The organism is Streptomyces sp. NRRL S-378, assembly GCF_000720645.1.
Classification (GTDB): domain Bacteria; phylum Actinomycetota; class Actinomycetes; order Streptomycetales; family Streptomycetaceae; genus Streptomyces.
Genome location: NZ_JOBX01000055.1, coordinates 16,941 through 37,334, shown reverse-complemented (window position 1 = coordinate 37,334; position 20,394 = coordinate 16,941). Strand labels below are relative to the sequence as shown.

Sequence of the window (20,394 nt, the reverse complement as noted above, 5' to 3'; positions counted from 1 at the left end):
GGCGGGCGGCTGCGGCTTCAGGAACGGGGCTCCGCCCCGAAACCCCACGCCTCGAACGCCGGCGGAGGGGTGGTGGCCCGACGGCCCGGACGTCTCCTGGGCTGGAGACTCAGGTGTAGTGGCCGGCGAACCAGGAGGTCGCCGCTCGGGTGTGGAGGGGGAAGGCCAGGGCCGTGGGGGCGCGCAGGACGTGCCAGCCCGTGGTTTCGTCCGTCGGCTCCGAGGCGGGGAGGGTGTCCGCGGGGCGCGGCGGGAGGAGGCCGAAGAGGAGGAGGTGGCCGGCCGGGGAACTCAGGGCGTCGGCCAGGGTGACGTCCGCGGCGGAGGCGGTGATGCCGGTCTCCTCGCGCAGCTCGCGGACGACGGCGTCGCGCCAGTCCTCACCGAAGTCGATGAAGCCGCCGGGGAGGGCGATTCCGCCGAGGGCCGGTTCGATGGTGCGGGTGATGACCACCAGGCCGGTGCCGTCCGCATCCTCGACGGGCAGGAGGGTGACGGCCACGGGGAGGGGGTTGCGATAGGCGGTGGCACCGCACGACGGGCAGGTGCGGGGCCAGGTGGTCGTACCGCCGTACGGCGCTCCGCAGGTGGAGCAGTGCGAGTCCCTCAGGTGTGCCGGCATGCCGTGATGGTATGCCAAGGGGTATGCGGATGACGGCTGTTGCGGGGCTGGTCGGGGTGCTGGCGGGCGGGGCCGCGGCGCCGCCGGGGTTCACTGCGCTGCGGGAGGTGGATCCGAGCATCCGGCAGGACATGCGGTACGCGGGTGAGCGGAACTTCACCGGCGCGGTGGTCGACGGGTACGAGGAGCCGGAGTGCCTGCTGGCCCGCCCGGCCGCGGAGGCGCTGCGGCGGGCCCAGCGGGTGCTGCTGCGGCGGGGCTACTCGCTGCGGGTGTACGACTGCTACCGGCCGCAGCGGGCGGTGGACCGGTTCGTGCGGTGGGCGCGGGAGGAGGACGGGCCGCAGGACCTGGCGCGCAAGGCGGAGTTCTATCCGCGGGTGGAGCGCGGCCGGCTGATCGCCGACGGGTACATCGCGGAGAGGTCCGGGCACAGCCGTGGGAGCACGGTCGACGTGACGCTGGAGGAACTCTCGGGCCGGGAGGTCGACATGGGGACGGCTTTCGACTTCTTCGATCCGCTGTCGCACACGGACGATCCGCGGGTGACGGGCGCCGCCCGCGCCAACCGGCAGGTGCTGAAGCGCGTGCTGGGCGCGCAGGGGTTCGTGAACCTTCCCGAGGAGTGGTGGCACTTCACCTACAGGCCGGAGGCGTACCCGGACACGTATTTCGACTTTCCCGTCGCTGTCGCCGAGGTCCGGCCGTGAGTACCTTGCCCGCATGACTTTCAGCTCGTACGAGGAATTCTGGCCGTACTACGTCGCGATGCACTCCCGGGCCGCCACCCGCTGGGTGCATCTCACCGGCACGCTCACCGGTCTGGCGCTGACCGCCTACGGGGTGGCGCGGGGCCGCAGGCGGTACCTCGCCGCCCTTCCCCTCATCGGGTACGGGACCGCCTGGCCGGCGCACTTCCTCATCGAGGGGAACAATCCGGCCACGTTCGGGCATCCGGCGTGGTCGCTGCGCGGGGACGCGCAGATGATCCGGATGATGCTGGCCGGGCGGGACGCGGAGCTGGACGAGATCGCCCGGAAGTGGCTCGCCGAGAACCGGTGACCCGGGCCGGCCGGCCGTGGCAGACTCCTATCTTCTGACGATGCGTCAGCTCTTCGGCATGGGAGGGGTCTTGGCACGCACACGCACACCCGTCGTGAGCGGGTGGTTCACCGAGGACGCGCCGGGCGGGGGCGGCTTCCGGCTGCTCGGCACCAGGTGCTCGGCCTGCACCGCGGTGTTCTTCCCCCGCGAGGACACCTACTGCCGCAACCCGCGGTGCCCCGGCGGCGGGGAACTCGCCGAGGTACCGCTCTCGCCCCGGGGCCGCGTCTGGTCCTGCACCGACGGGCGCTACCGGCCGCCCGCGCCGTACGTGTCCGACCCGGCCGAGCCCTGGGAGCCGTACACCCTGGTCGCGGTGGAGCTGGAGGCCGAGGGGATGGTCGTGCTGGGGCAGGCCGCACCCGGGATCGGGGTCGCCGACCTGGCGGTGGGCACGGAGGTCGAGGTGGTGGGCGGCGTGCTGCACGAGGACGCCGAAACGACCTGGGTGACCTGGCAGTTCAGGCCCGTCGGAGGAACCTCGTGAGCGCCGACGTCGCCGTCCTGGGGGCGGGCATGCACCCGTGGGGCAAATGGGGCCGCAGCTTCGTCGAGTACGGCCGGACCGCGGCGCGGGCGGCGCTCGCGGACGCCGGACTGGACTGGACGGACGTGGGGTCGGTCGTCGGCGCCGACACCGTGCGCTCCGGCTACCCCGGCTACGTGGCCGGAGCCACCTTCGCCCGGGCCCTCGGCTGGCAGGGCGCCCGGGTGACCAGCGTGTACGCGGCCTGTGCGTCCGGGGCGCAGGCGATCGGGACGGCCCGCGCGCAGATCCTGGCGGGGCTGGCCGACGTGGTGCTCGTGGTCGGAGCGGACGCGGCGCCCAAGGGGTTCTTCGCACCGGCCGGCGGTGACCGGCCGGACGATCCGGACTGGCTGCGGTTCCGGGTGCTGGGTGCGACCAACCCGGCGTACTTCGCGCTGTACGCCCGTCGCCGGATGGCGGTGCACGGGGACACCCTGGAGGACTTCGCCCGGGTGAAGGTGAAGAACGCGGCGGCGGGGCGGTTGAACCCGCACGCCCGCTACCGCACGGCCGTCACCGCCGAGGAGGTCGCCGCCTCCGCGGTGGTCGCCGATCCGCTCCGGTTGCTCGACATCTGCGCGACCTCCGACGGGGGCGCGGCACTGGTGCTGACCAGCATGGACTTCGCGCGCTCGCGCGGGGTGGCCGATCCGGTGCGGATCCGGGCCGTGTCGACGGTGACGCCCGCCTATCCGAGGACGGTGCTGGACCTGCCGGACATCGCCACCGACTCGACGACGGCCGTGGAACCGGTGGCCGGATCCTTCCGGTCCTCGATCGCGCGCGCCGCCTACGAGGAGGCCGGGCTGGGGCCGCAGGACCTCTCGCTCGCCGAGGTGTACGACCTGTCCACCGCCCTGGAACTGGAGTGGTACGAGGACATCGGGCTGTGTGCCGAGGGCGAGGGGGCGAAGCTGTTGCGGGAGGGCGCGACGGCCCTGGGGGGGCGGATCCCCGTCAACACCAGTGGCGGGCTGGCCTCGTTCGGGGAAGCCGTCCCGGCCCAGGCCATTGCGCAGGTGTGCGAGCTGACGTGGCAGTTGCGCGGTACGGCCGGGGAGCGGCAGGTGCCCGGCGCACGGGCGGGGATCACCGCCAACCAGGGGCTGTTCGGGCACGGTTCGGCCGTGGTCGCGGTGCGCTGAGCAGCTCGTGCCGTCACAACGCTTGACGGCCCCGGGCGGCAGGTTCACACTCGCTCCACAGTCCCGCGCCGCGACCGGGACGGTGAACCCCCCGTGAGAGCTGCGGCCCGTACCCCAGTCGGCGGGGGTACGGGTCGCGCCCGTGCATCCGTCCCCGGATCAGGCTCCCGGGTCCTTCCCCGGATCAGGCTCCCGCGGACAGGCTCCGGCGCCGCTCGCGCGCCAGGGACATGGCGTGCTCCACGACCCCCACCAGCACGTCCTTCACGGACTCCCGGTCCCGTGCGTCGCACAGCAGCACCGGCACCCCGGGGTCGAGGTCGAGGGCCGTCCGTACGGTCACCACGGGGTGGCGGTCGGCTCCGTCGAAGCAGTTGACCGCCACCACGAACGGGATCTCGCGCCGCTCGAAGTAGTCGATGGCGGCGAAGCAGTCGGCCAGGCGGCGGGTGTCCGCGAGGACCACCGCGCCCAGGGAGCCCTGGGCCAGCTCGTCCCACAGGAACCAGAAGCGGTCCTGTCCGGGCGTGCCGAACAGGTACAGCACCAGGTCCTCGCGGAGCGTGATGCGCCCGAAGTCCATGGCCACGGTGGTGGTGCTCTTGCCCTCCACTCCCCCGGTGTCGTCGACGCCGACGCCGGGCTCGGAGAGCCGTTCCTCGGTCCGGAGCGGTCTGATCTCGCTGACCGCGCTGACCAGGGTGGTCTTGCCCACCCCGAAGCCGCCCGCGACCAGGATCTTCAAGGTCAGCGGCTCGACCGGCGACACCGCGTGCATGGCACCGGTGCGGCTAAAGCGCCCGAAGGCCATCGATCACCTCACGCAGAATGGATTCATCGGGCAGTTCTGCCGGGGGTACCGGCCTGGTCACGTGGACCAGTTCCTCATCGACCAGGTCGCCGATCAGGACGCGCACGACCCCGACCGCGAGGTCGAGGTCGGCCGCGAGTTCGGCGACCGACTGGGGCCGTTCCCGGCACAGCCCGAGGATGTGGGCGTGTTCCGGGGAGAGGGTCATGTCCCAGACCGGATCGTCCGCCGCCGGTTCGGCGACGACGAGGGCGATCAGGTCGAGGCGGTGCTGGCCGGCGTGGCTGGTCCGGCCGCGGGTCATGGCGTAGGGGCGTACGACGGGACCCGCGTCGTCGTCGAACCAGTGCGCGTGGTCTAAGGCGGACGGGTCGAAGGGCATGCCGACGGGAGCGTCGGCGAGATGGTCCTGGCCTGGGTCGCTCATGCCTTCCGACTCACCCTCCGGCTGGCAGCCCGGTGCGCGGGGCGGTCGCCAGGTGGTCCCCCACCCGCTTGACCATCAGCGTCATCTCGTACGCGACCTGCCCGACGTCGGAGTCGGCGTCGGCCAGTACGGCCAGGCAGCTGCCGTCGCCCGCGGCCATGACGAAGAGGAAGGCCTCGTCGAGCTCGACGACCGTCTGGCGGACCCGGCCGGAGTCGAAGTGCCGGCCGACGCCCTTGGCCAGGCTGTGGAACCCGGAGGCGACCGCCGCCAGGTGCTCGCTGTCCTCGCGGGTCAGGTCCTTGGAGCTGCCCGTGGGCAGGCCGTCGCCGGAGAGGACCACCGCCTTGCGGATGGACCCGACCCGGTCGACGAGCTCGTCGAGGAGCCAGTTGAGCGGGCCGGAGCCGCGGCCCCTGCTGTCGTTGCCGGTCTGCGGTGCGGTCATCGACCGTCCCCTTCGTTCTCGTTCGCGGGACCGCCTGCGGAGGATGTGCCCGCCTCGGTCTCGGACTGCTGCTGTGCGTGCCGGTTGCGGCCCGCCGTCCAGCCACGCTGGAGTGCGGACATGCGCGTGCGTACGTCCTCCGCGTCGCGGTCTGCCACCTGGTCGGGGGCGGCTTCGGCGGGCGCGGACGACGCGGACTTCTTGAGCTGGGGGGCCAGGCTGGCCTGGCGGATCCGGCGGGGCAGCCCGCCGGTGTCCGGGCCTGCGGCGGGTTCCGAGTCGTCGGATCCGGCCGCGGGGGCGTTCTGCGGGACCGCGGAGACCGGCCGGGGGTCCACCCGGCGGCCGTGTTCGGCGACCAGGGTCGGCGTGGGACGCCGGCGCGGCAGCGGCACGGCCCCCGCTCCGCGGGGGCCGTCGGGACGGGGCGCCTCCAGCCGCTGGGTGTCCAGCCGGACCGGTCCGGTCGGGGCGAGCGGCTCGCGTTCGCGGTCGCGCTCGCCCGGGCGGGTGCCGTTGCGGGCACCGCCCCGGGCGCCGTTGCGTTCGGTGTGCCGGTCGGTGTGCGGACGGTCCGCCGGGCGCAGGCCCAGCAGGGCGCTGCGCGGGGTGCCGTTCGGCGGGGTCTCGTCGTCGAGGGTCGCCATGGCCGGGCGGCCGGCGCCGGGGCGGCCCGTGATGACGGCCGGTTCGTCACCCAGGGCGGCCGGGTCGTCGAGCGTGTCCAGGCCGTCCAGGCCGCGGCCGGCGAGCGGGGCCTCCAGCTCGACCGGGCCGCGCAGTTCGGCGGTGGCCAGCGGGCGGCCTGCGGCGGCGCGCTCCCCGGTGGAGGTCACCGGCCGCTCGGAGTGCGTGCGGCCGATCTGGCCGGCCTTCGCGGCCCTGCCGGTCTTGCCGGGCCGGGGCCCGTCCAGCCGCACGCCGGTACCGCTGGTCTCGGGGGCGTCGGTCAGCAGGGCCGACGGGAGGAAGACCACCGCGGTGGTGCCCCCGTACGGGCTGGGCTGGAGGACGACCTTGACGCTGTGGCGCTGTGCGAGGCGGCTGACGACGAACAGGCCGAGGCGGTCGGTGTCGGAAAGCTCGAACTCGGGGGTCTCGGCGAGGCGGAGGTTCGCGTCGAGGAGCGCCTCCGGCGTCATGCCGAGGCCGCGGTCGTGGATCTCCAGGGTGAAGCCGTTGGCGACGCGTTCGCCGTGCACCTGGACCGCGGTGTGCGGGGGCGAGAAGACGGTGGCGTTCTCCAGGAGTTCGGCGATGAGGTGGGTGACGTCGGCGACGGCGGGACCGACGATGCCCAGGCGGGTGAGGCGGCGCACCTCTATGCGCTCGTAGTCCTCGACCTCGGCGACGGCTGCCCGTACGACGTCCATGAGCTGGACGGGCTTGCGCCACTGGCGGGAGGGGGCGGCTCCGGAGAGGATCACCAGACCCTCGGCGTGGCGGCGCATGCGGGTGGTCATGTGGTCGAGGCGGAAGAGGTCGGCGAGCTCCTCGGTGTCCTCGGTGCGGCGCTCCATCGTGTCGAGGAGGGTCAGCTGGCGGTGCAGCAGGACCTGGTTGCGTCGGGCGAGGTTGACGAACACCTCGGAGACGCCGCGCCGCAGGTCGGCCTGCTTGACGGCGGCCTCGACGGCGGCGCGCTGGAGGGTGTTGAGTGCCTGGCCGACCTGGCCGACCTCGTCCTTCTCGTATTCGAGGTGGGGCGCCTCGGTCTCGACGTCCACGTGCTCGCCCGCGGCGAGGCGGCGCATGACGCTGGGCAGGCGGACGCCGGAAGCCTCATGGGCCTCCTTGCGCAGCCGGGAGAGGTCGCGGACCAGGTCGCGGCCGATGCGCACGGAGAGGACGAGGGACACGATCAGGGCGAAGAGGCCGAGGATGCCGGCGCCTGCGGCCTGGATCATGACGTCCGCGGCCACGGGCTCGATGCGCCGCTGGTAGCGGTCGCCGGCGTCGGTGTTCATGCTCGCCAGGTCGTCGAGGACCTTGGCGGACGCCTCGTCCCACTGGGCGGCGGTGAGGTTGCGCGGCTTGTTGACCACGCCGCCGGAGATGAAGCGTTCCTCGGCGTCGCGCAGCGGCAGGGTCTGGGGGTCCTTCCAGTACTGCTCGAAACGCTCCCGGTCGTCGGCGGGGAGGGTCACGAGGTTGAACTCGTAGAGCAGCGAACGGTTGGCGGCGAAGTCGGAGACGCGGCGGACGTCGCCGGCGGTGATGTTGCGCGCGGCCAGGGCGGAGGCGATGACCGCGTCCTCGCGGGAGAGCAGCTCCCGGGCGCGGCTGATACCGACGAGGGCGCGGCCCTCCTTGTCGACCTCGACGTTGTCCAGGCCGTGGAGGTTCATCAGGAAGTCGTAGCAGGGGTCGACCAGCCGGTTGTAGAGCTCCAGGGCCTGGCCGGGGTCGAGGGCGTTCTGGTCGACGGAGCGGCGCATGGAGCCGATGCCGTGGAAGGCGGAGACGATCGAGCGCAGGCGCTGGGCGCTCTGCGGGCTGAGCTCGTCGACGACCTTGGGGTCGCGGGCGCTCACGCTGATCTTCTCGACGGCCTGGTCGGTCTCGGTGCGGCGCTTGGCGAGTTCGGCGGTGGCGGCCGCGGCGCGGGGGTCGCCGAGGACGACGAGGGTCTGGCGCCGCTCCTTCTGGATGACGCGGGCGACGTCCTCGATCGGGTAGCCGACCTTGTCGATGACGTAGGCCACGTCGAAGAGTTGCAGCGCCTGACGGCCCGTGATGAACGTGGCGAAGCCCCAGAGGGCGGTCAGGGAGACGAGCGGCACAAGGAGCAACGCCACGATCTTCCGGCGGATGGACTTCCCGCGAAAGCGCATGGCCTCCCCAGCCTCCCCCAGGTCAACCCCGTTGCCGGGGGTCGGTGTTCCGTCATTTAAACGGCGTGAGCCTACTACTGCTGGGGGGAAGGTTCGAAGGCGTGTCCGGACGTTTTCGGCCTGACCCCTGGACGAAGATCACCAGTTGTCCGATACTTCCGGTCAAGTCAGGCCCGATATGTGGCAGATGACACTTGGTGGGGCGTCAGTTCCCGCATCCTGATGGATGGCTGGAATTATTCGTTCCGCGATCTCCGGGACCTGTGGGGCATCCGGTGTCCGGGAATCTCCCGGCGCCGTCGGACGTCTGTCAGTACGAGGAGCACGTCGGGGTAGACGTGTGGGGGTAGGCATGGCGGACCGCGGGTGGGGAGTGAGCGGACCATGAGCAGTGACGAGGGCGGCGGCGCCCGTGCGGCGAGGCGCGGCCTGTGGGTGGAGGAGCCGGCCCGCCGGCGCCGGATGCCTGACCCGGTGCGGGTCTCGGCGGTCCGGGCGGTGCTGGTGGTGGCCGTGACCCTGACCCAGGCGACGATCACGTTCTTCCTGAGCCTGACCGGTTCCTGGCTGGCCTTCCCGATGGTGCTCGGCGCGGTCGCCGCGACCATCGTGGCCACCTGGGCCGTGCTGGACGTGTGGATCACCCGGCAGACGTGGAACCAGCGGTACGGGGTCGTGTCGGAGCCGAGCAGCACGGCGCGGCTGCGCCGTCGTGAGGCCCGCCGGGCGGCCAAGGCCGCACGGGCGGCGCGCAAGCGCACGGGCCCGGCCCGAATAGTCCGCGAGGACGGGCCCCTCGCGGGGTTCGGCCGGAACTGACCGCACTCCGAAGGCCGGACGGGACCCGTCGGGCCCGCGCCGGAGGGACTCGGGAGCGCGCCGTGTGCCCGGGCCCGGGCACACGGCGGGCCTCGGTCCCGGGCATGCCGGGGGCCGGGCGCGCGGGGGGCGTCAGGCGGTCGGGGCGGCGGCGCTGCGGCGGAACATCCGGGTGGCCGTGATCTCGCCGTGGATGGTCTCCTCCTCCGGGGACTGCTGCGGCAGGCCCGGGCGCAGGTGCTCCTCGACGCTGATGTACTTCAGGCCCGCCCGCAGGTCCGCGTCGTTGCGCAGGCGGATCACCAGCGGGAACTCGGCGAGGGCGGTCGTGTCGAACAGTCCGGTCGTGTAGAGCAGCTGGACGCCGAGTGCGTCCGAAACGGCCCGCTGGAGCTCCAGCAGGTAGGTGGCGTTGGCGCGGCCGATCGGGTTGTCGAGGAACAGCGTGCCCGCGTGCCGGTGCTTGTCGCGGCCCCGGTCGTTGCTGCGCAGCGCCGCCATCGTGCAGTAGAGCGCGATCGCGGCCGTCAGCAGCTGCCCGCCGGAGAACACGTCGCCCATCTGCCCCACCGGCACCCGTTCGGCGCGCAGTACCGCGTCCGGCTTGAGGATCTCCACGGAGATCCCCTTGGGTTCGAGGGCCGCCTGGACGCCCCTCAGCAGCAGGGACATGCCGTCGCGGCGGCCCTCGCCGAAGGAGGCGCTGCTGTTCTTCTTCACGGCCGTACGGGTCGCCTCGTCGATGACCTCGCCGAGCCGCTCCGTGAGGGTGGCCTGGTCGGGCTCCTCGAAGCGGATCCGCAGGAACTCCTGCCCGGACCATTCGCCGAGGCCTTCGGGGAGCTGGGAGAGGCGCTGCGCGGAGCGGAGGGTGGCCAGGGCGGATTCGACCAGGCCGCGCAGCCGGTCGACGATGCTGTCGCGGTTGCGCTCCAGCTGGGCCAGCTCGTCGGTGAGGACGCGCAGCCGGGGGGCGAAGGCCGCCGCCCAGGCCGCCGCGTGCTCGGGCAGCGCGGAGGCGGGCAGTTCCCGGATCTGCTGGCGCGCGGGGGTGCGTACCTGCTCGTAGCGGGTGGCGTTGGCGTGCCGGACCAGGATGTCGCTCGCTTCGCGCACCGCGGACTCGGCGGCCGACAGGTCGGCGGCGCAGCCGCGCAGCGACCGGCGGGCCTCGGTGGCCGACTGGCGGGCCTCCTCCAGGGTGCCGGGGTGGGCCACCGGCTCCTGCTCGTCGTCCTGGTGGGTGTGGTCCCGCAGCAGGTCCCGCAGGAGCGCCGCAGTCTCGTCGAAGCCTCCGGCGCCGTCCTCGGCGGTGCGGTGGGCGCGCAGCAGGTCGGTGTGGGCGGCGCGGGCGGCCTCGACGGCCGCGGTGTGGGCGGCGAGCTGGGCGGTGGCCGTACGCAGCAGGGCCTGGGCCTCGTCGACGTCCCCGGGGACCAGCTCCTCGGGCAGCTCGGTGTGTGCCTCGCCCTCGGCGGGGGCGTGCCGTTCGGCCTCGCCGCGCAGCCGGCCGAGCTGCTCGCTGGCGGCTGACGCCCGGGTCTCCAGCATCTGCACGAGGGACTCGGCGCGCGCGGCCGCGGCCTGGCGGGACGGGCCGTCGGCGCCGTCGGTGCCCTCCAGGAGCTGGGCGGCGCGGGTGCGGACCTTGTTGGTGAGGCGGTCGAGTTCGGCGAGGGCGGCGCTCTCGTCGCTCTCGGCGCGGGCCTGTTCGGCACGCAGGTCGGCGCCGACGCCGACCTTCTCGTAGAGCTGGGACGCGGCGCGGTAGGCCTCGCGGAGGTCGGGCAGCGGCACGCGCGGGCCGTCGGCGGCGTCGGGCAGCTGGTCGGGGGCGCCGGCGATCTCGGCGCGTTCGGCCCGCAGGGCGCGGGCGGTGCGCCGGGCGTCGTCGGCGGCGCGCTGCGCGGCCCGGCGGTCCTCGTCGGCCGCGCGGGCCCGGTCCAGGCAGACCTCGGCGCGGGCCTCGGACTCCGCTGCCTCGTCGGCGAGTTCGCGTACGCGGGCCTGCCAGCCGGCCCGCTCGCGCAGGCGGAAGGCGAGGCCCGCGAGGGCGTCGGCGGCGCGGCGGGCGCGCTGGGCGGTGTCCTGGCGCTCCTCGCGGACACGGGCGGCGTCGGCGGCGGCCTCGTCGGCCTCGGCGCGTACGGTACGGGCCTCCGCAAGCTCGGCGTCGGTCTCCTCGGCGAACATCCGGGCGGCCGCGGCCTGTTCGGCGAGCTCGGTGAGGCGGCCGGGCGGGCAGCCGGTGCGCCAGGAGGCGAGGCGGGCGGAGAGCTCGCGGTCGCCCGCGAGGCGGGCGGCGAGGTCGCGGATCTCGGTGTCGCGGGCGGCGGCGCGGGTGCGCAGCGCCTGACGCTCCTCGTCGGCGGCGAGCTCGTCGTGCATGGCCGGGTTCGGCGTGACGATGAAGATCCCGGAGACGGCGTCGTCGGGGCCGGCCGGGGGTACGGGGGCGAGCAGGGCGGCGGCGGTGCCCACGGCGACGGTGGAGCGGGGCAGCAGGGCGGCGCCGGAGAGGACCTCGCGGGCCCGGCCGTGGGTGTCGGGGTCGGTGATGACGACGCCATCGACGAGTTCGGGGCGGGCCGCGAGGACGGCGGCGTGGTCGGCGGGGTCCACGGCCTGGGCGAGGTAGCGCCAGCCGGGGAGTGCGGGGATGCCGTGTTCGCCGAGGTACTCGACGGTGGCGAGGACGTCCGGGCCGGGCGGCAGCAGGCCGCCGTCGCCGAGCGCGCCGAGGATGCGGGCGTCGTCGGCGGCGGCGGTGCGCAGCTCGAACAGCTGGCGCTCGGCCGAGGCGACGCCTTCGGACAGCAGTTCGCGCAGGTCCTCGGCGCCACGGTCGAGGTCCTCGGCGGTGAGCAGACCGACGGCGGTGGCCAGGGCGGCACGTCCGGCACCCTGCGCCTCGCCGTGCGGGCCGCCGGGGGTGCCCGGGGCCGCGGCGGCCTGGCCGGGGGTGCCGTCGCCCGTACGGGGCGAGGGGACCGACACGTCCGCGGTGTCCGCGGCCGCCGGCAGCCCGAGGAGTTCGGCCAGCCGCGGGGACGCGGCGAGCGAGGCGGCGGCGCGGTGCTCGGCGTCGTGGGCGGCCTCCGCCGCTTCGGCGGCGTCCGCGGCGCGGGCGGCGGTCAGCTCCGCCCGGGATTCCGCTGCGGCGGCCTCACGGGCTGCCTCGGCGGCGGCGCGGGCGACCTCGCGGGACTCGTCCCAGGCGGCCACGGCGGCCTTCTCCGCGTCGGCGGCGGCGAGGGCGGCCCGGGCCGGGTCGGCGTCGGGCGCGGAGTCGTCGAGCCAGCCGGCGCGGACGGCCTCGGCGGTCTCCTGCTGGACCTCGCTGAGCCTGGTCCTGAGGTGTTCGGCCTCACTGCGGGCCCGCTGGGCGGCCGTGGCGGCGGCGGTGGCGTCGCGGTGGGCGTCCTCACCGGTGGCCTGGAGGGCGGCGGAGCGCTCCTCCTCCTCGTTGGCGAGCCGCTCGCCGTCCTCGGCGGCGGTGTGCAGGGCCCGCACGAGCTCGCCGGCGGCCGTGGCGCGGGCGGCCAGCGCCGGGGCGGCGTCCCGCTCGGCCTCCCGGATCGCGGCGGCGACGCGGGCGGAGCGGTCGGCGGCGGCGCGGTGGCGCAGCACGGTCTCGGCTGCCTGCCAGGCGGAGTGCAGGGTGCGGGCCTCGAGGAGTTCGCGGCGCTGGGCGGCGGCGGCCCTGTCGGCGACGGTCAGGGCCAGGGAGGCGTGCCGGTAGGCCAGTTCGGCGGAGACGGCCGCGCTGCGGGTACGGGCGGCCTCGGCGGCGGTGACGTCGTGGGCCGCGGCGGTGACGCGCTGGGCGAGATCGGCGGCCCGGCCGCGTTCCTCGGCGGCACGGGCGGACAGCCGGCGGGCCAGGGTGCGCGTGCGGCGCTCGGCGCCCGCGTGGACGTCGCGCAGCCGGGAGCGGGTGGCGGCCGCTTCGACGATCTTGGTGAGGAGGTCCACGGAGCCTGCGGTGAAGTCGCGTTCGGCCATGAGCTCGGCGCGGCGGCCGAGCTTGTTGCCGAAGCCGTGGACGAGGTCGGCGAGGCCGTCCGTGTCACGGGTGTCGGTGACGGCGCGCAGCAGCAGGTCGGTGAAGTCGGAGTCCTTCTTGACCGCGAAGAGGCCGGCCGCCTCGCCCTCGTCGGCGTTCATCTCGCGCTGGTAGCGGAAGAGTTCGGGGTCGAGGCCGAGCTCGGTGAGGTGCTCGTTCCAGCGGTCGTGGATCTCCTCGAAGTACACCTCCAGGTGCGGGTACGCCTTGCCCGCCTCGGTGAGCGCGTCACGGAAGCCCTTCATCGTGCGGCGGCGGCCCTGCGCGCCGGAGGCGCCCTCGACGGGCGGGCGCACGGCGGTGGACTCGGCGACGGGCAGGCTGTCGAGGCTCAGGCCGGGGCCGGGGCGGAAGGAGTACCAGGCCTCGGCGAACTTGCGGGGGTCGTTGGAGACCTGGCGGCCGCGCCATTCGCTGACCTTGCCGACGACCACGCACTCGCCGGTCTGGGTGTGCTGCCACTCCAGGGCCACGTGTCCGCAGTCGTCGGCGAGCAGGAACTTGCGCAGGACGCCGGAGCTGGCGCCGCCGAGGGTGTTGCGGTGGCCGGGGAGCATCACCGAGAAGATCAGCTTGAGCAGGACGGACTTGCCGCCGCCGTTCTCGAGGAAGAGCACCCCGGCGGGCGCGGGGCGGCGCGGCGGCCCGGTCGGCTCCTCCTCGAAGAACTCCGCCTGGGTCGGCGCCGGGTGGGGCACCGGCTCGCCGACTCCGCGCAGGTCGAGCACGGTGTCGGCGTAGCGTGCGCCGGCGGGCCCGATGGAGTAGAGGCGGATCCGGGACAGCTCGTACATGGCGGCGGACTCTCGTGGTGTCTGGGTGTGAGGCAGGTCTACGGGGATCAGGACTCAGGCGTGGAAGGGCAGCCCGGCGTCGGCGGCCAGCTCCAGGTCGTCGCCCTCGGGCGGCGGCAGGAGGGTGGCGGAGCCGTCGCTGACGGGGACCACGCCGAGTTCCAGGAGCTCGGCCATGGCCGAGCTGCCCGCCATGTCGCGGACCTGGAGCTGGTAGCGGGGGGTGGTGCGGTAGGTACCGCCGGCCTCGTCCCCGGTGCGCTGGAGGAAGCCGGAGTCGGTGAGGAAGGCCGCGGCCTTGCCGACGATGCCGGTGGTGGAGCCGGCGAGGCGGCGGGCGTCCTTGGTGGCGCCGGTCGCGCTGCGGCGGGCGTAGACGCGCCAGGCGGCCTCCAGGCCGGGGGCGTCGGAGGCCGGGTCGGTGTTCTCGCCGAGTTCCTCGGCGCGTTCCTCCAGGCGGCGGCAGGTCTGCCGGACGAAGGCATCGACGCCGTTGACGGTGACGCGGCCGATGTAGCCGTCGTCGGCGAGGTCTTCGGGGCGCGGGAAGGCGAGGGCGGCGACGGCGAGGTGGGCGAGGCCGTGCAGGAACCGGTCGGCGGAGTCAGCGGCGGTGCGGCGGGCGTAGTCGCCCATCCGGACGGCGAAGACGGAGTCCTCGTCGGCGGCCACGGCCATGCCGGCGCGCGGGGACACCTCCAGCACGACCAGGCCGAGGCCGGTCGCGACGGCGTCGGCGAGGCGGCCGAAGGCGGGCTCCTCGCGGTAGCGGCGCAGCAGTTCGGCGTACTCGGCGTCACGGGCGGGCGCCAGCTTGGGCTGGAGCCCGAAGGCGACGAGACGGGCCGCGTCGGCGGCGTCCGCCGGGGTCACGGACCCTCCGGTGGCGGGCGCGACGGGAGCCGACGGCGTGTCGGGCTCGCTCCACGCGGGGTGCTCGGCGTGGTGGTCGCTCACGGGCGGGTCTCCTCGGCGGTGCGGGGCGTGCGGGGCGTACGGGGGATGCGGGTCGATTGCGCCGGCGTGCGAGCGGGGTGCACCGCGCGGTGGCGGCCGGGGACGGAAGCAGGCGGGGCCGGGTGCCCGGCGGAGCCGGCCCCGGGGCTCCGCCACGGACCCCGCGCCTCACACGCCGGCGGGGCTGGATGTGCCAGGCCGGTCACGGCGGGGGCGGTCATGACGCCTCCGCGCGGTCGGCAGCCATGCCGGCCGCGTCGAGGAGGGCGGTGCCGACGATGAGGTCGGCGCCGCCGAACTCGGGGTCGTCGAGCTGCGTGCCGTCGTCGACGGCGAAGAGCAGCCGCTCCTCGCCCTGGCGGTACGCGGTGCCGACGGCCGGACTCGCGGCGTGGACGGCCAGCAGGGCCACCAGGTACGGCAGGTCGGGATCGCTGCGGCGGGCCTCCGCGAGCAGACCGGACAGCCGGCGCGGGGCGTCGTGCGGCAGGTCCAGGAGCTGCGTGGCGGCGGCGAGCTGTTCCTCGCTGAAGCGGCTGTCGTCCGGGGTGGCGATCAGGTCGGGCTCGGGCATCTCCGCGCCGAGGTGCTCGCGCTCCACCGGCGGGGTGAGCAGGATCTCGACGAGGTCGGCCACCCGCACCGAGACGGGGGTGCGCAGCCCGGTACCGGCGGCGAAGAAGGCGTCGGTGACCCGGCGCGCCTGTTCCACGGGCAGCGGCAGGACCGGGGCGACGAGCTGGCCGTACAGGTCGATGCCGGTGCGCGGCGCCGGGGCGGCGAAGGCCTGGCGGTCCTGCTCTGCGCGGAACAGCGGGCCTGCGTCCAGCAGACGGGACTGCAGCTGGGTGTGGCGGCGGATGCAGTCCTTGACGATGTCGACGAGCTCGGCGGCGCGCCGCTTGTTCTCCGGCTCCTCGGCCTCGTCGCGTGCCCGGCGGATGTTGGTCAGGATCGCGTTCTCGTGCCGGTAGCGGTCGGCGACGTGTTCGAGAGCTTCGGCGATCATGTCCGGGACGGCCTGGAGCCAGTCCACCGCCCGGACGTTGCGCCGGGTCGCGTCCAGGGTCCGGCGCAGGGTCTCCGCGTACTGCACGGTCCGGTAGCGGGCCTGTTCCGCGGCCAGCTGGGCGTCCGCCAGCCGCCCGCGGCTGATCAGCACCTCCAGCTTGACCTCGGCGGCGATCTGGGCGCTGGTGACGTCGGTGTCGAGGGCGCCGACCAGGACGTTGACGGCCTCGTCGGTGGTGCGCAGGTAGACGGCGCCGCCGTAGGGGACCTCTTCGATCAGCTTGAAGTCGTAGTCGCGGCGCACGTAGACGCCGTCGGGGCCGAAGGTGCCGTAGATCGCGCGGAAGCCGCGGTCCACGCTGCCGACGTTGATCAGGTTCTCCAGCACCCAGCGGGCCACCCGCTCGTGCTCGGCGGCCGGGCGGGCCGGGGCCTGCGCCGCGACGCGCGGCAGCAGCCTGGCCACTATCTGCTCGTGGTCGGCACCCGTGTCGAAGTCCATGTTGAGGGTGACCAGGTCGATCGCGGCGAGCGCGACCTCCGCCATCGCGTAGATCCCGTACTCGCCCGCCAGATTGGCCTTGCGTACGTCGAGGTCGTGCAGCGGGGCGGTGCAGGCGAGGGCGCGCAGCCGCCGGGCCAGGCCCTCGTCGGCGGCCGGGCCCGGCGCCGGGGAGGGAAGGGTCTTCGCCGGGGCTGGGAGAGTCACGGACAAAGACTAGGCGCTGACAGTGACAACATCCCAAACGGCATGGTTCGGCCGGATCGTCCCCCGGCCCGCTGCTCTACGCTCGGCGCATGGATTCCATGATCGCATCCACTCCGGTGATCGACCTCAACGCCGATCTCGGCGAGGGGTTCGGGCGCTGGACGCTCACTGACGACGAGGCCCTGCTCTCGGTCGTCACGAGCGCCAACGTCGCCTGCGGCTTCCACGCCGGCGACCCGTCCATCATGCGCCGGGTCTGCGAACTGGCCGCCGAGCGCGGCGTGCGGATCGGCGCCCAGGTCTCCTACCGCGATCTGGCGGGCTTCGGCCGCCGCGCCATGGACGTGCCTCCCGGGGAACTCGCCGACGAGGTGGCCTACCAGATCGGTGCGCTGGAGGTCTTCGCGCGGGCGGCCGGCTCACGGGTGTCCTACGTGAAACCGCACGGCGCGCTCTACAACCGGACCGTGCACGACGCCGGCCAGGCCGCCGCCGTCGTCGCGGGCGTCCGGCTGGCCGCGGGCGCCGGGGCGACGGGCGGCCTGCCCGTCCTCGGCCTGCCCGGCTCGCTCCTGCTGGCCGCCGCCGAGGAGGCCGGGCTCGCCGCCGTGCCCGAGGCGTTCGCCGACCGCGCCTACACCCCGGCCGGGACGCTGGTGCCGCGCAGCGAGCCCGGCTCGGTGCTGCACGACCCGGACGCGGTGGTGGCGAGGGCCGTCGGGATGGCGGCCGGCGGCACCGTGACGGCCGCCGACGGTTCGGCCGTCTCCGTGGCGGCCCGCTCGCTCTGCCTGCACGGGGACACCCCGGGCGCCGCCGGGCTCGCCCTGCGCGTCCGGGAGTCGCTGGGCGCGGCCGGGGTGCGGGTGGAGGCCTTCACGTGAGGACGCCGAGGACGCTGGTGGTGGGCGCGCAGGCGCTGCTGGTCGAGCTGGACTCGGCGGAGGAGGTCGCCGCGCTCCACGCCGAGCTGCTGCGCCGCCGGGACGCGGGTGCCCTGGGGCCCGTACGGGACCTCGTACCGGCGGCCCGGACCGTCCTGCTGGACGGCGTACGGGATCCGGCCGCGCTCGGGGCCCGGATCGCCTCCTGGGAGGTCCCGCCCCTCACCCGCCGGGAAGGCCCGCTGGTCACGGTCGCGGTCCGCTTCGACGGGCCCGACCTGGCGGAGGTGGCCCGGCTGTGGGGCGTGGCCGCCGGGGAGGTGCCGGGCATCGTCGCCGCGATCGAGTTCCGGGTGGCCTTCTGCGGGTTCGCGCCGGGCTTCGGTTATCTGACGGGGCTGCCGGAGCGGCTGCACGTACCGCGCCGGGAGACCCCGCGCACGGCCGTCCCGGCGGGTTCGCTGGCACTGGCGGGCGAGTACGCCGGGGTGTACCCGCGCTCCTCCCCCGGCGGCTGGCAGCTGATCGGCTCCACCGACGCGGTGCTCTGGGACCCGGAGCGGGAACCGGCGGCGCTGCTCGCCCCGGGGGTCCGGGTGCGGTTCGTACAGGAGGAGCGGGCGTGACGGGACTGCTGGTGGTGCGGGCGGGGGCGCTGACGACGGTCCAGGACCGGGGCCGTCCGGGGTACGCGCACCTGGGGGTCCCCCGCTCGGGGGCGCTGGACACGGCGGCGTACGCGCTGGCGAACCGGCTGCTCGGTAACCCGCCGGACGCGGCGGTGCTGGAGACGACCCTGGACGGGGTGTCGCTGCGGGCGCTGGCCGCGACGGTCGTGGCGGTCACGGGCGCGCCCTGTCCGGTACGGGTCTCCGGGCGCCCGGTGGCCTGGGGAGCACCGGTCGGGCTGCCGGCCGGGGCGGAGCTGGAGGTGGGGCTGGCGGAGTCGGGACTGCGCGGCTACGTCGCGGTCCGGGGAGGCCTGGCCGTCCCGCCGGTCCTGGGCAGTCGCTCGACGGACCTGCTGTCGGGCCTCGGGCCGGCGGTCCTGACGGCCGGGACGACGCTTGCGGTGGGCCCCGCCGGGCCGGACCCGGTACCCGGCGCGGACGCGTACGGGCTGCCCGCGGCGCCGTCGGAGCTGGTGCTGCCGCTGCGGCTCGGACCGCGGGCGGACTGGTTCACCGGGGCGTCCCTCGCCGGGCTGTGGCGCTCAGCGTTCCGGGTGTCGCCGAGCTCCAACCGGATCGGGCTGCGCACGGAGGGCGGGTCCGCGCTGGTGCGCGCGCGGGCCGGGGAGCTGCCCAGCGAGGGCATGGTGCTCGGCGCGGTCCAGGTGCCCCCGGACGGCCTGCCGGTGGTGTTCCTGGCCGACCATCCGGTGACCGGCGGCTATCCGGTGGTCGGGGTGGTCGGTCCGGGCCCGGCGCTGGACGCGGCGGCGCAGGCCCGGCCGGGCACTCCGGTCAGGTTCGTACGGGCCCGGTGACCTTCGTACGGGCCCGGTGAAACGCTTTCGGGGGCTGCGGCCAAGTACGGGGTGAGGGGGCCGACGGGGTCCCCGGTGCAGGGGAGGAACCGGGTGCACAGCCCACGACACGAGACCGGCCCGCCGGATCTCACCACGGCCGAGGGATTCGGGACGTTCTACGAGGACCACATCGACGCCGTGCTCGGCTTCGTCACCCGCCGGGTCGCGGATCCGCACCTGGCGGCCGACCTGACGGCGGACATCTTCCTCGCGGCGATGGGTTCGGCCGGCACGTACCGGGGTCACAGGGGAGTCCCGGTCGCCTGGCTGTTCGGAATCGCCCGGAACGTCCTGGCCGGGCATGCCCGCGGGAAGGCGCGGGAGAGCGGCGCGCTGGCGCGCCTGAGCGGTCGGCGGCTGCTGGACGACGAGGACGTGGCCGCGCTGGAGGAGCGCATCGACGCCCAGCGGGCCTTCCGGGACCTGGCCGCGCACCACGCCGCCCTGTCCGAGCCGCTGCGGGCCGTCCTCGACCTGGTGGTGGTGGACGAGCTCACCCCGGCCGAGGCCGCGCAGGCCCTCGGCATCACCCAGGCGACGGTCCGCGTCCGCCTGCACCGCGCCCGGCGCGCCTTGCGCGCTTCGGGCCCCGTGAGCGAGTCCCGGCTGGAGGTAGCCCGATGAGCAGCAGGCCCCGCGGCTTCGAGAACCGCCTGAAGGCGGCCCTGCTGGCCCGCCTCCCGGAGACCCCGCCCCCGACGCCGGCCCGCTCCTTCGCCCGCCGCTACGGCGTCCCCCTCGCGGTGGGCGTGGCGACGGTGGCAGTCGCCGCGGTGATGACCGTGCCCGGGAGCACCCGCGACGGCTCCCGGCCCGCCGACGGCCCCACGGGAACGCCCAGCCCGTCGGCCACGGGCGCGCCCGAGATCAGGAAGGACCCGGACGGCACAGTGCGGTTCGGAATGCCGGAGCCCGCTCAGGTCCCGGCGCTCGTGGACGCCTTGAAGAAGCTCGGCGTGCCGGCGGTGCTCGTACCGATGCGGCCTCGGTCGCAGTGCTCCGAGCCCGGCGGGGGCTACCGCGGGCCGCAGGCGGACCCCGCCGCGGAGGTCAATCAGCGCTCCGCCGACGGCTTCTCCTTCACGGTGGACGCCAAAACGGTGCCGCCCGGGTACTCGCTCACGTTCACGTGGGCGGACTACTACCCGTTCGGCCAGAGCCGCAGCATCGGCTACGGAGTGATCGAGACCTCCAAGGTCCCGTCCTGCCGCGTCGACTACTCCGAGGGCCTGGACGACATACTGAAGGCCGGCGCCGGCTACCCCGTGGGAGAGCCCGCCGGCACCCTCCGCATTCCTCGGCCCACGGCCGGGGAACTGCCCGAAGTGGTGCGCGGTCTGCAGGCACAGGGGATCAGCGTGGCCGTGAGCGAGTCGAAGCCCGCGGCGGAGTGCCCGCATCCGGGTGGCGGGTACCGAGGTCCGCAGGCCGACCCCGAGGCGGAGCTGCGGGACAGGGACGACATGAACAGCCTGAAGATCAACGCCAAGACGGTTCCGCCCGGGTACACCCTCGTCTTCTCGAAGCCGGCGAACCCCTCGGACCAGGTCGGTGCCGGTGTGAAGGAGACGTCGAAGGTCACGCCCTGCGAGGTCGACTACGCCCTGGACGCTCCCCCTCCGCCGGACACTCCCCTCTCGCCTCGCTGACCCCCCGCGCGCCCGGATCCGGCAGGACGGGCCGTCCGCCCCGGCCCCGCCACG

18 protein-coding genes are annotated in these 20,394 nt (G+C 74.9%); 10 read left to right on the top strand and 8 right to left on the bottom strand.

Annotated elements, in window-relative coordinates; all coding sequences use genetic code 11:
* Positions 1–109: 109 nt before the first annotated feature.
* Positions 110–622, bottom strand: coding sequence for an NUDIX domain-containing protein (locus IH80_RS0129835; protein ID WP_030964636.1), 513 nt, complete (start codon positions 620–622; stop codon positions 110–112).
* Positions 623–651: 29 nt separating this feature from the next.
* Between IH80_RS0129835 and IH80_RS0129830 the strand changes: the two genes are divergently transcribed.
* From IH80_RS0129830 to IH80_RS0129815, 4 genes are all read left to right on the top strand, one after another.
* On the top strand, positions 652–1,332 hold the full coding sequence (locus tag IH80_RS0129830) for a M15 family metallopeptidase (RefSeq protein ID WP_234432428.1): 681 nt from the start codon (positions 652–654) through the stop codon (positions 1,330–1,332).
* A gap of 13 nt (positions 1,333–1,345) precedes the next feature.
* A complete protein-coding gene (locus IH80_RS0129825; RefSeq protein ID WP_030964633.1) occupies positions 1,346–1,684 on the top strand; it encodes a DUF962 domain-containing protein in 339 nt (112 codons plus the stop codon).
* A 70-nt stretch (positions 1,685–1,754) separates the two neighbouring features.
* The gene (locus IH80_RS0129820) at positions 1,755–2,213 is read left to right on the top strand and encodes a Zn-ribbon domain-containing OB-fold protein (protein WP_234432427.1); all 459 of its coding nucleotides are present in this window, start codon (positions 1,755–1,757) and stop codon (positions 2,211–2,213) included.
* Positions 2,210–3,400, top strand: coding sequence for a lipid-transfer protein (locus tag IH80_RS0129815; RefSeq protein ID WP_030964631.1), 1,191 nt, complete (start codon positions 2,210–2,212; stop codon positions 3,398–3,400). Before IH80_RS0129820 ends, IH80_RS0129815 begins: the two co-directional genes overlap by 4 nt.
* Before the next feature lie 184 nt (positions 3,401–3,584).
* Here IH80_RS0129815 and IH80_RS0129810 read toward each other — a convergent pair whose 3' ends face one another.
* The 4 genes from IH80_RS0129810 to IH80_RS0129795 are packed head-to-tail and all read right to left on the bottom strand — an operon-like array spanning position 3,585 to position 7,920.
* Positions 3,585–4,211 (bottom strand): GTP-binding protein, encoded by a 627-nt coding sequence (locus IH80_RS0129810; RefSeq protein ID WP_030964629.1) that lies wholly within the window; start codon positions 4,209–4,211, stop codon positions 3,585–3,587.
* Entirely contained in the window at positions 4,192–4,593 is a 402-nt protein-coding gene (locus tag IH80_RS0129805) for a DUF742 domain-containing protein (protein ID WP_030964628.1), read from the bottom strand. The genes IH80_RS0129810 and IH80_RS0129805 overlap by 20 nt, the downstream gene beginning before the upstream one ends.
* A 55-nt stretch (positions 4,594–4,648) precedes the next feature.
* A complete protein-coding gene (locus tag IH80_RS0129800) occupies positions 4,649–5,086 on the bottom strand; it encodes a roadblock/LC7 domain-containing protein (protein WP_030964627.1) in 438 nt (145 codons plus the stop codon).
* The gene (locus IH80_RS0129795) at positions 5,083–7,920 is read right to left on the bottom strand and encodes a nitrate- and nitrite sensing domain-containing protein (RefSeq protein ID WP_030964625.1); all 2,838 of its coding nucleotides are present in this window, start codon (positions 7,918–7,920) and stop codon (positions 5,083–5,085) included. Before IH80_RS0129795 ends, IH80_RS0129800 begins: the two co-directional genes overlap by 4 nt.
* Positions 7,921–8,304: 384 nt before the next feature.
* Between IH80_RS0129795 and IH80_RS0129790 the strand changes: the two genes are divergently transcribed.
* Positions 8,305–8,739 carry a hypothetical protein gene (locus IH80_RS0129790; RefSeq protein WP_051810121.1) on the top strand — a complete coding sequence of 145 codons (435 nt, stop codon included), beginning with the start codon at positions 8,305–8,307 and terminating at the stop codon, positions 8,737–8,739.
* Positions 8,740–8,871: 132 nt separating this feature from the next.
* Here IH80_RS0129790 and IH80_RS0129785 read toward each other — a convergent pair whose 3' ends face one another.
* The 3 genes from IH80_RS0129785 to IH80_RS0129775 all read right to left on the bottom strand — a co-directional run bounded on the left by IH80_RS0129785 (position 8,872) and on the right by IH80_RS0129775 (position 16,276).
* Positions 8,872–13,599 carry a hypothetical protein gene (locus IH80_RS0129785; protein WP_030964623.1) on the bottom strand — a complete coding sequence of 1,576 codons (4,728 nt, stop codon included), beginning with the start codon at positions 13,597–13,599 and terminating at the stop codon, positions 8,872–8,874.
* A gap of 54 nt (positions 13,600–13,653) precedes the next feature.
* Positions 13,654–14,556, bottom strand: coding sequence for a hypothetical protein (locus IH80_RS0129780; protein ID WP_030964622.1), 903 nt, complete (start codon positions 14,554–14,556; stop codon positions 13,654–13,656).
* A 217-nt stretch (positions 14,557–14,773) separates the two neighbouring features.
* Positions 14,774–16,276: a membrane protein gene (locus IH80_RS0129775; RefSeq protein WP_030964620.1), complete on the bottom strand. Its 1,503-nt coding sequence runs from the start codon at positions 16,274–16,276 to the stop codon at positions 14,774–14,776.
* Between the two features lie 116 nt (positions 16,277–16,392).
* On the opposite strand from IH80_RS0129775, the gene IH80_RS0129770 reads away from it, so the two are divergent.
* From IH80_RS0129770 to IH80_RS0129750, 5 genes are all read left to right on the top strand, one after another.
* A complete protein-coding gene (locus tag IH80_RS0129770; RefSeq protein ID WP_030964619.1) occupies positions 16,393–17,160 on the top strand; it encodes a LamB/YcsF family protein in 768 nt (255 codons plus the stop codon).
* Entirely contained in the window at positions 17,157–17,786 is a 630-nt protein-coding gene (locus tag IH80_RS0129765) for a 5-oxoprolinase subunit B family protein (protein WP_030964618.1), read from the top strand. Before IH80_RS0129770 ends, IH80_RS0129765 begins: the two co-directional genes overlap by 4 nt.
* Positions 17,783–18,649 carry a biotin-dependent carboxyltransferase family protein gene (locus IH80_RS0129760; protein ID WP_030964617.1) on the top strand — a complete coding sequence of 289 codons (867 nt, stop codon included), beginning with the start codon at positions 17,783–17,785 and terminating at the stop codon, positions 18,647–18,649. The genes IH80_RS0129765 and IH80_RS0129760 overlap by 4 nt, the downstream gene beginning before the upstream one ends.
* A 93-nt stretch (positions 18,650–18,742) precedes the next feature.
* On the top strand, positions 18,743–19,315 hold the full coding sequence (locus tag IH80_RS39825; protein ID WP_051810117.1) for an RNA polymerase sigma factor: 573 nt from the start codon (positions 18,743–18,745) through the stop codon (positions 19,313–19,315).
* Positions 19,312–20,340, top strand: coding sequence for a hypothetical protein (locus tag IH80_RS0129750; protein ID WP_030964614.1), 1,029 nt, complete (start codon positions 19,312–19,314; stop codon positions 20,338–20,340). The genes IH80_RS39825 and IH80_RS0129750 overlap by 4 nt, the downstream gene beginning before the upstream one ends.
* Positions 20,341–20,394: the final 54 nt, after the last annotated feature.

Coding starts and splice junctions, on each gene's coding strand:
- IH80_RS0129785 (WP_030964623.1), bottom strand. CDS start 13,599: ATGTACGAGCTGTCCCGGATCCGCCTCTACTCCATCGGGCCCGCCGGC.
- IH80_RS0129810 (WP_030964629.1), bottom strand. CDS start 4,211: ATGGCCTTCGGGCGCTTTAGCCGCACCGGTGCCATGCACGCGGTGTCG.
- IH80_RS0129825 (WP_030964633.1), top strand. CDS start 1,346: ATGACTTTCAGCTCGTACGAGGAATTCTGGCCGTACTACGTCGCGATG.
- IH80_RS0129830 (WP_234432428.1), top strand. CDS start 652: ATGACGGCTGTTGCGGGGCTGGTCGGGGTGCTGGCGGGCGGGGCCGCG.
- IH80_RS0129805 (WP_030964628.1), bottom strand. CDS start 4,593: ATGCCCTTCGACCCGTCCGCCTTAGACCACGCGCACTGGTTCGACGAC.
- IH80_RS0129790 (WP_051810121.1), top strand. CDS start 8,305: ATGAGCAGTGACGAGGGCGGCGGCGCCCGTGCGGCGAGGCGCGGCCTG.
- IH80_RS0129750 (WP_030964614.1), top strand. CDS start 19,312: ATGAGCAGCAGGCCCCGCGGCTTCGAGAACCGCCTGAAGGCGGCCCTG.
- IH80_RS0129835 (WP_030964636.1), bottom strand. CDS start 622: ATGCCGGCACACCTGAGGGACTCGCACTGCTCCACCTGCGGAGCGCCG.
- IH80_RS0129795 (WP_030964625.1), bottom strand. CDS start 7,920: ATGCGCTTTCGCGGGAAGTCCATCCGCCGGAAGATCGTGGCGTTGCTC.
- IH80_RS0129800 (WP_030964627.1), bottom strand. CDS start 5,086: ATGACCGCACCGCAGACCGGCAACGACAGCAGGGGCCGCGGCTCCGGC.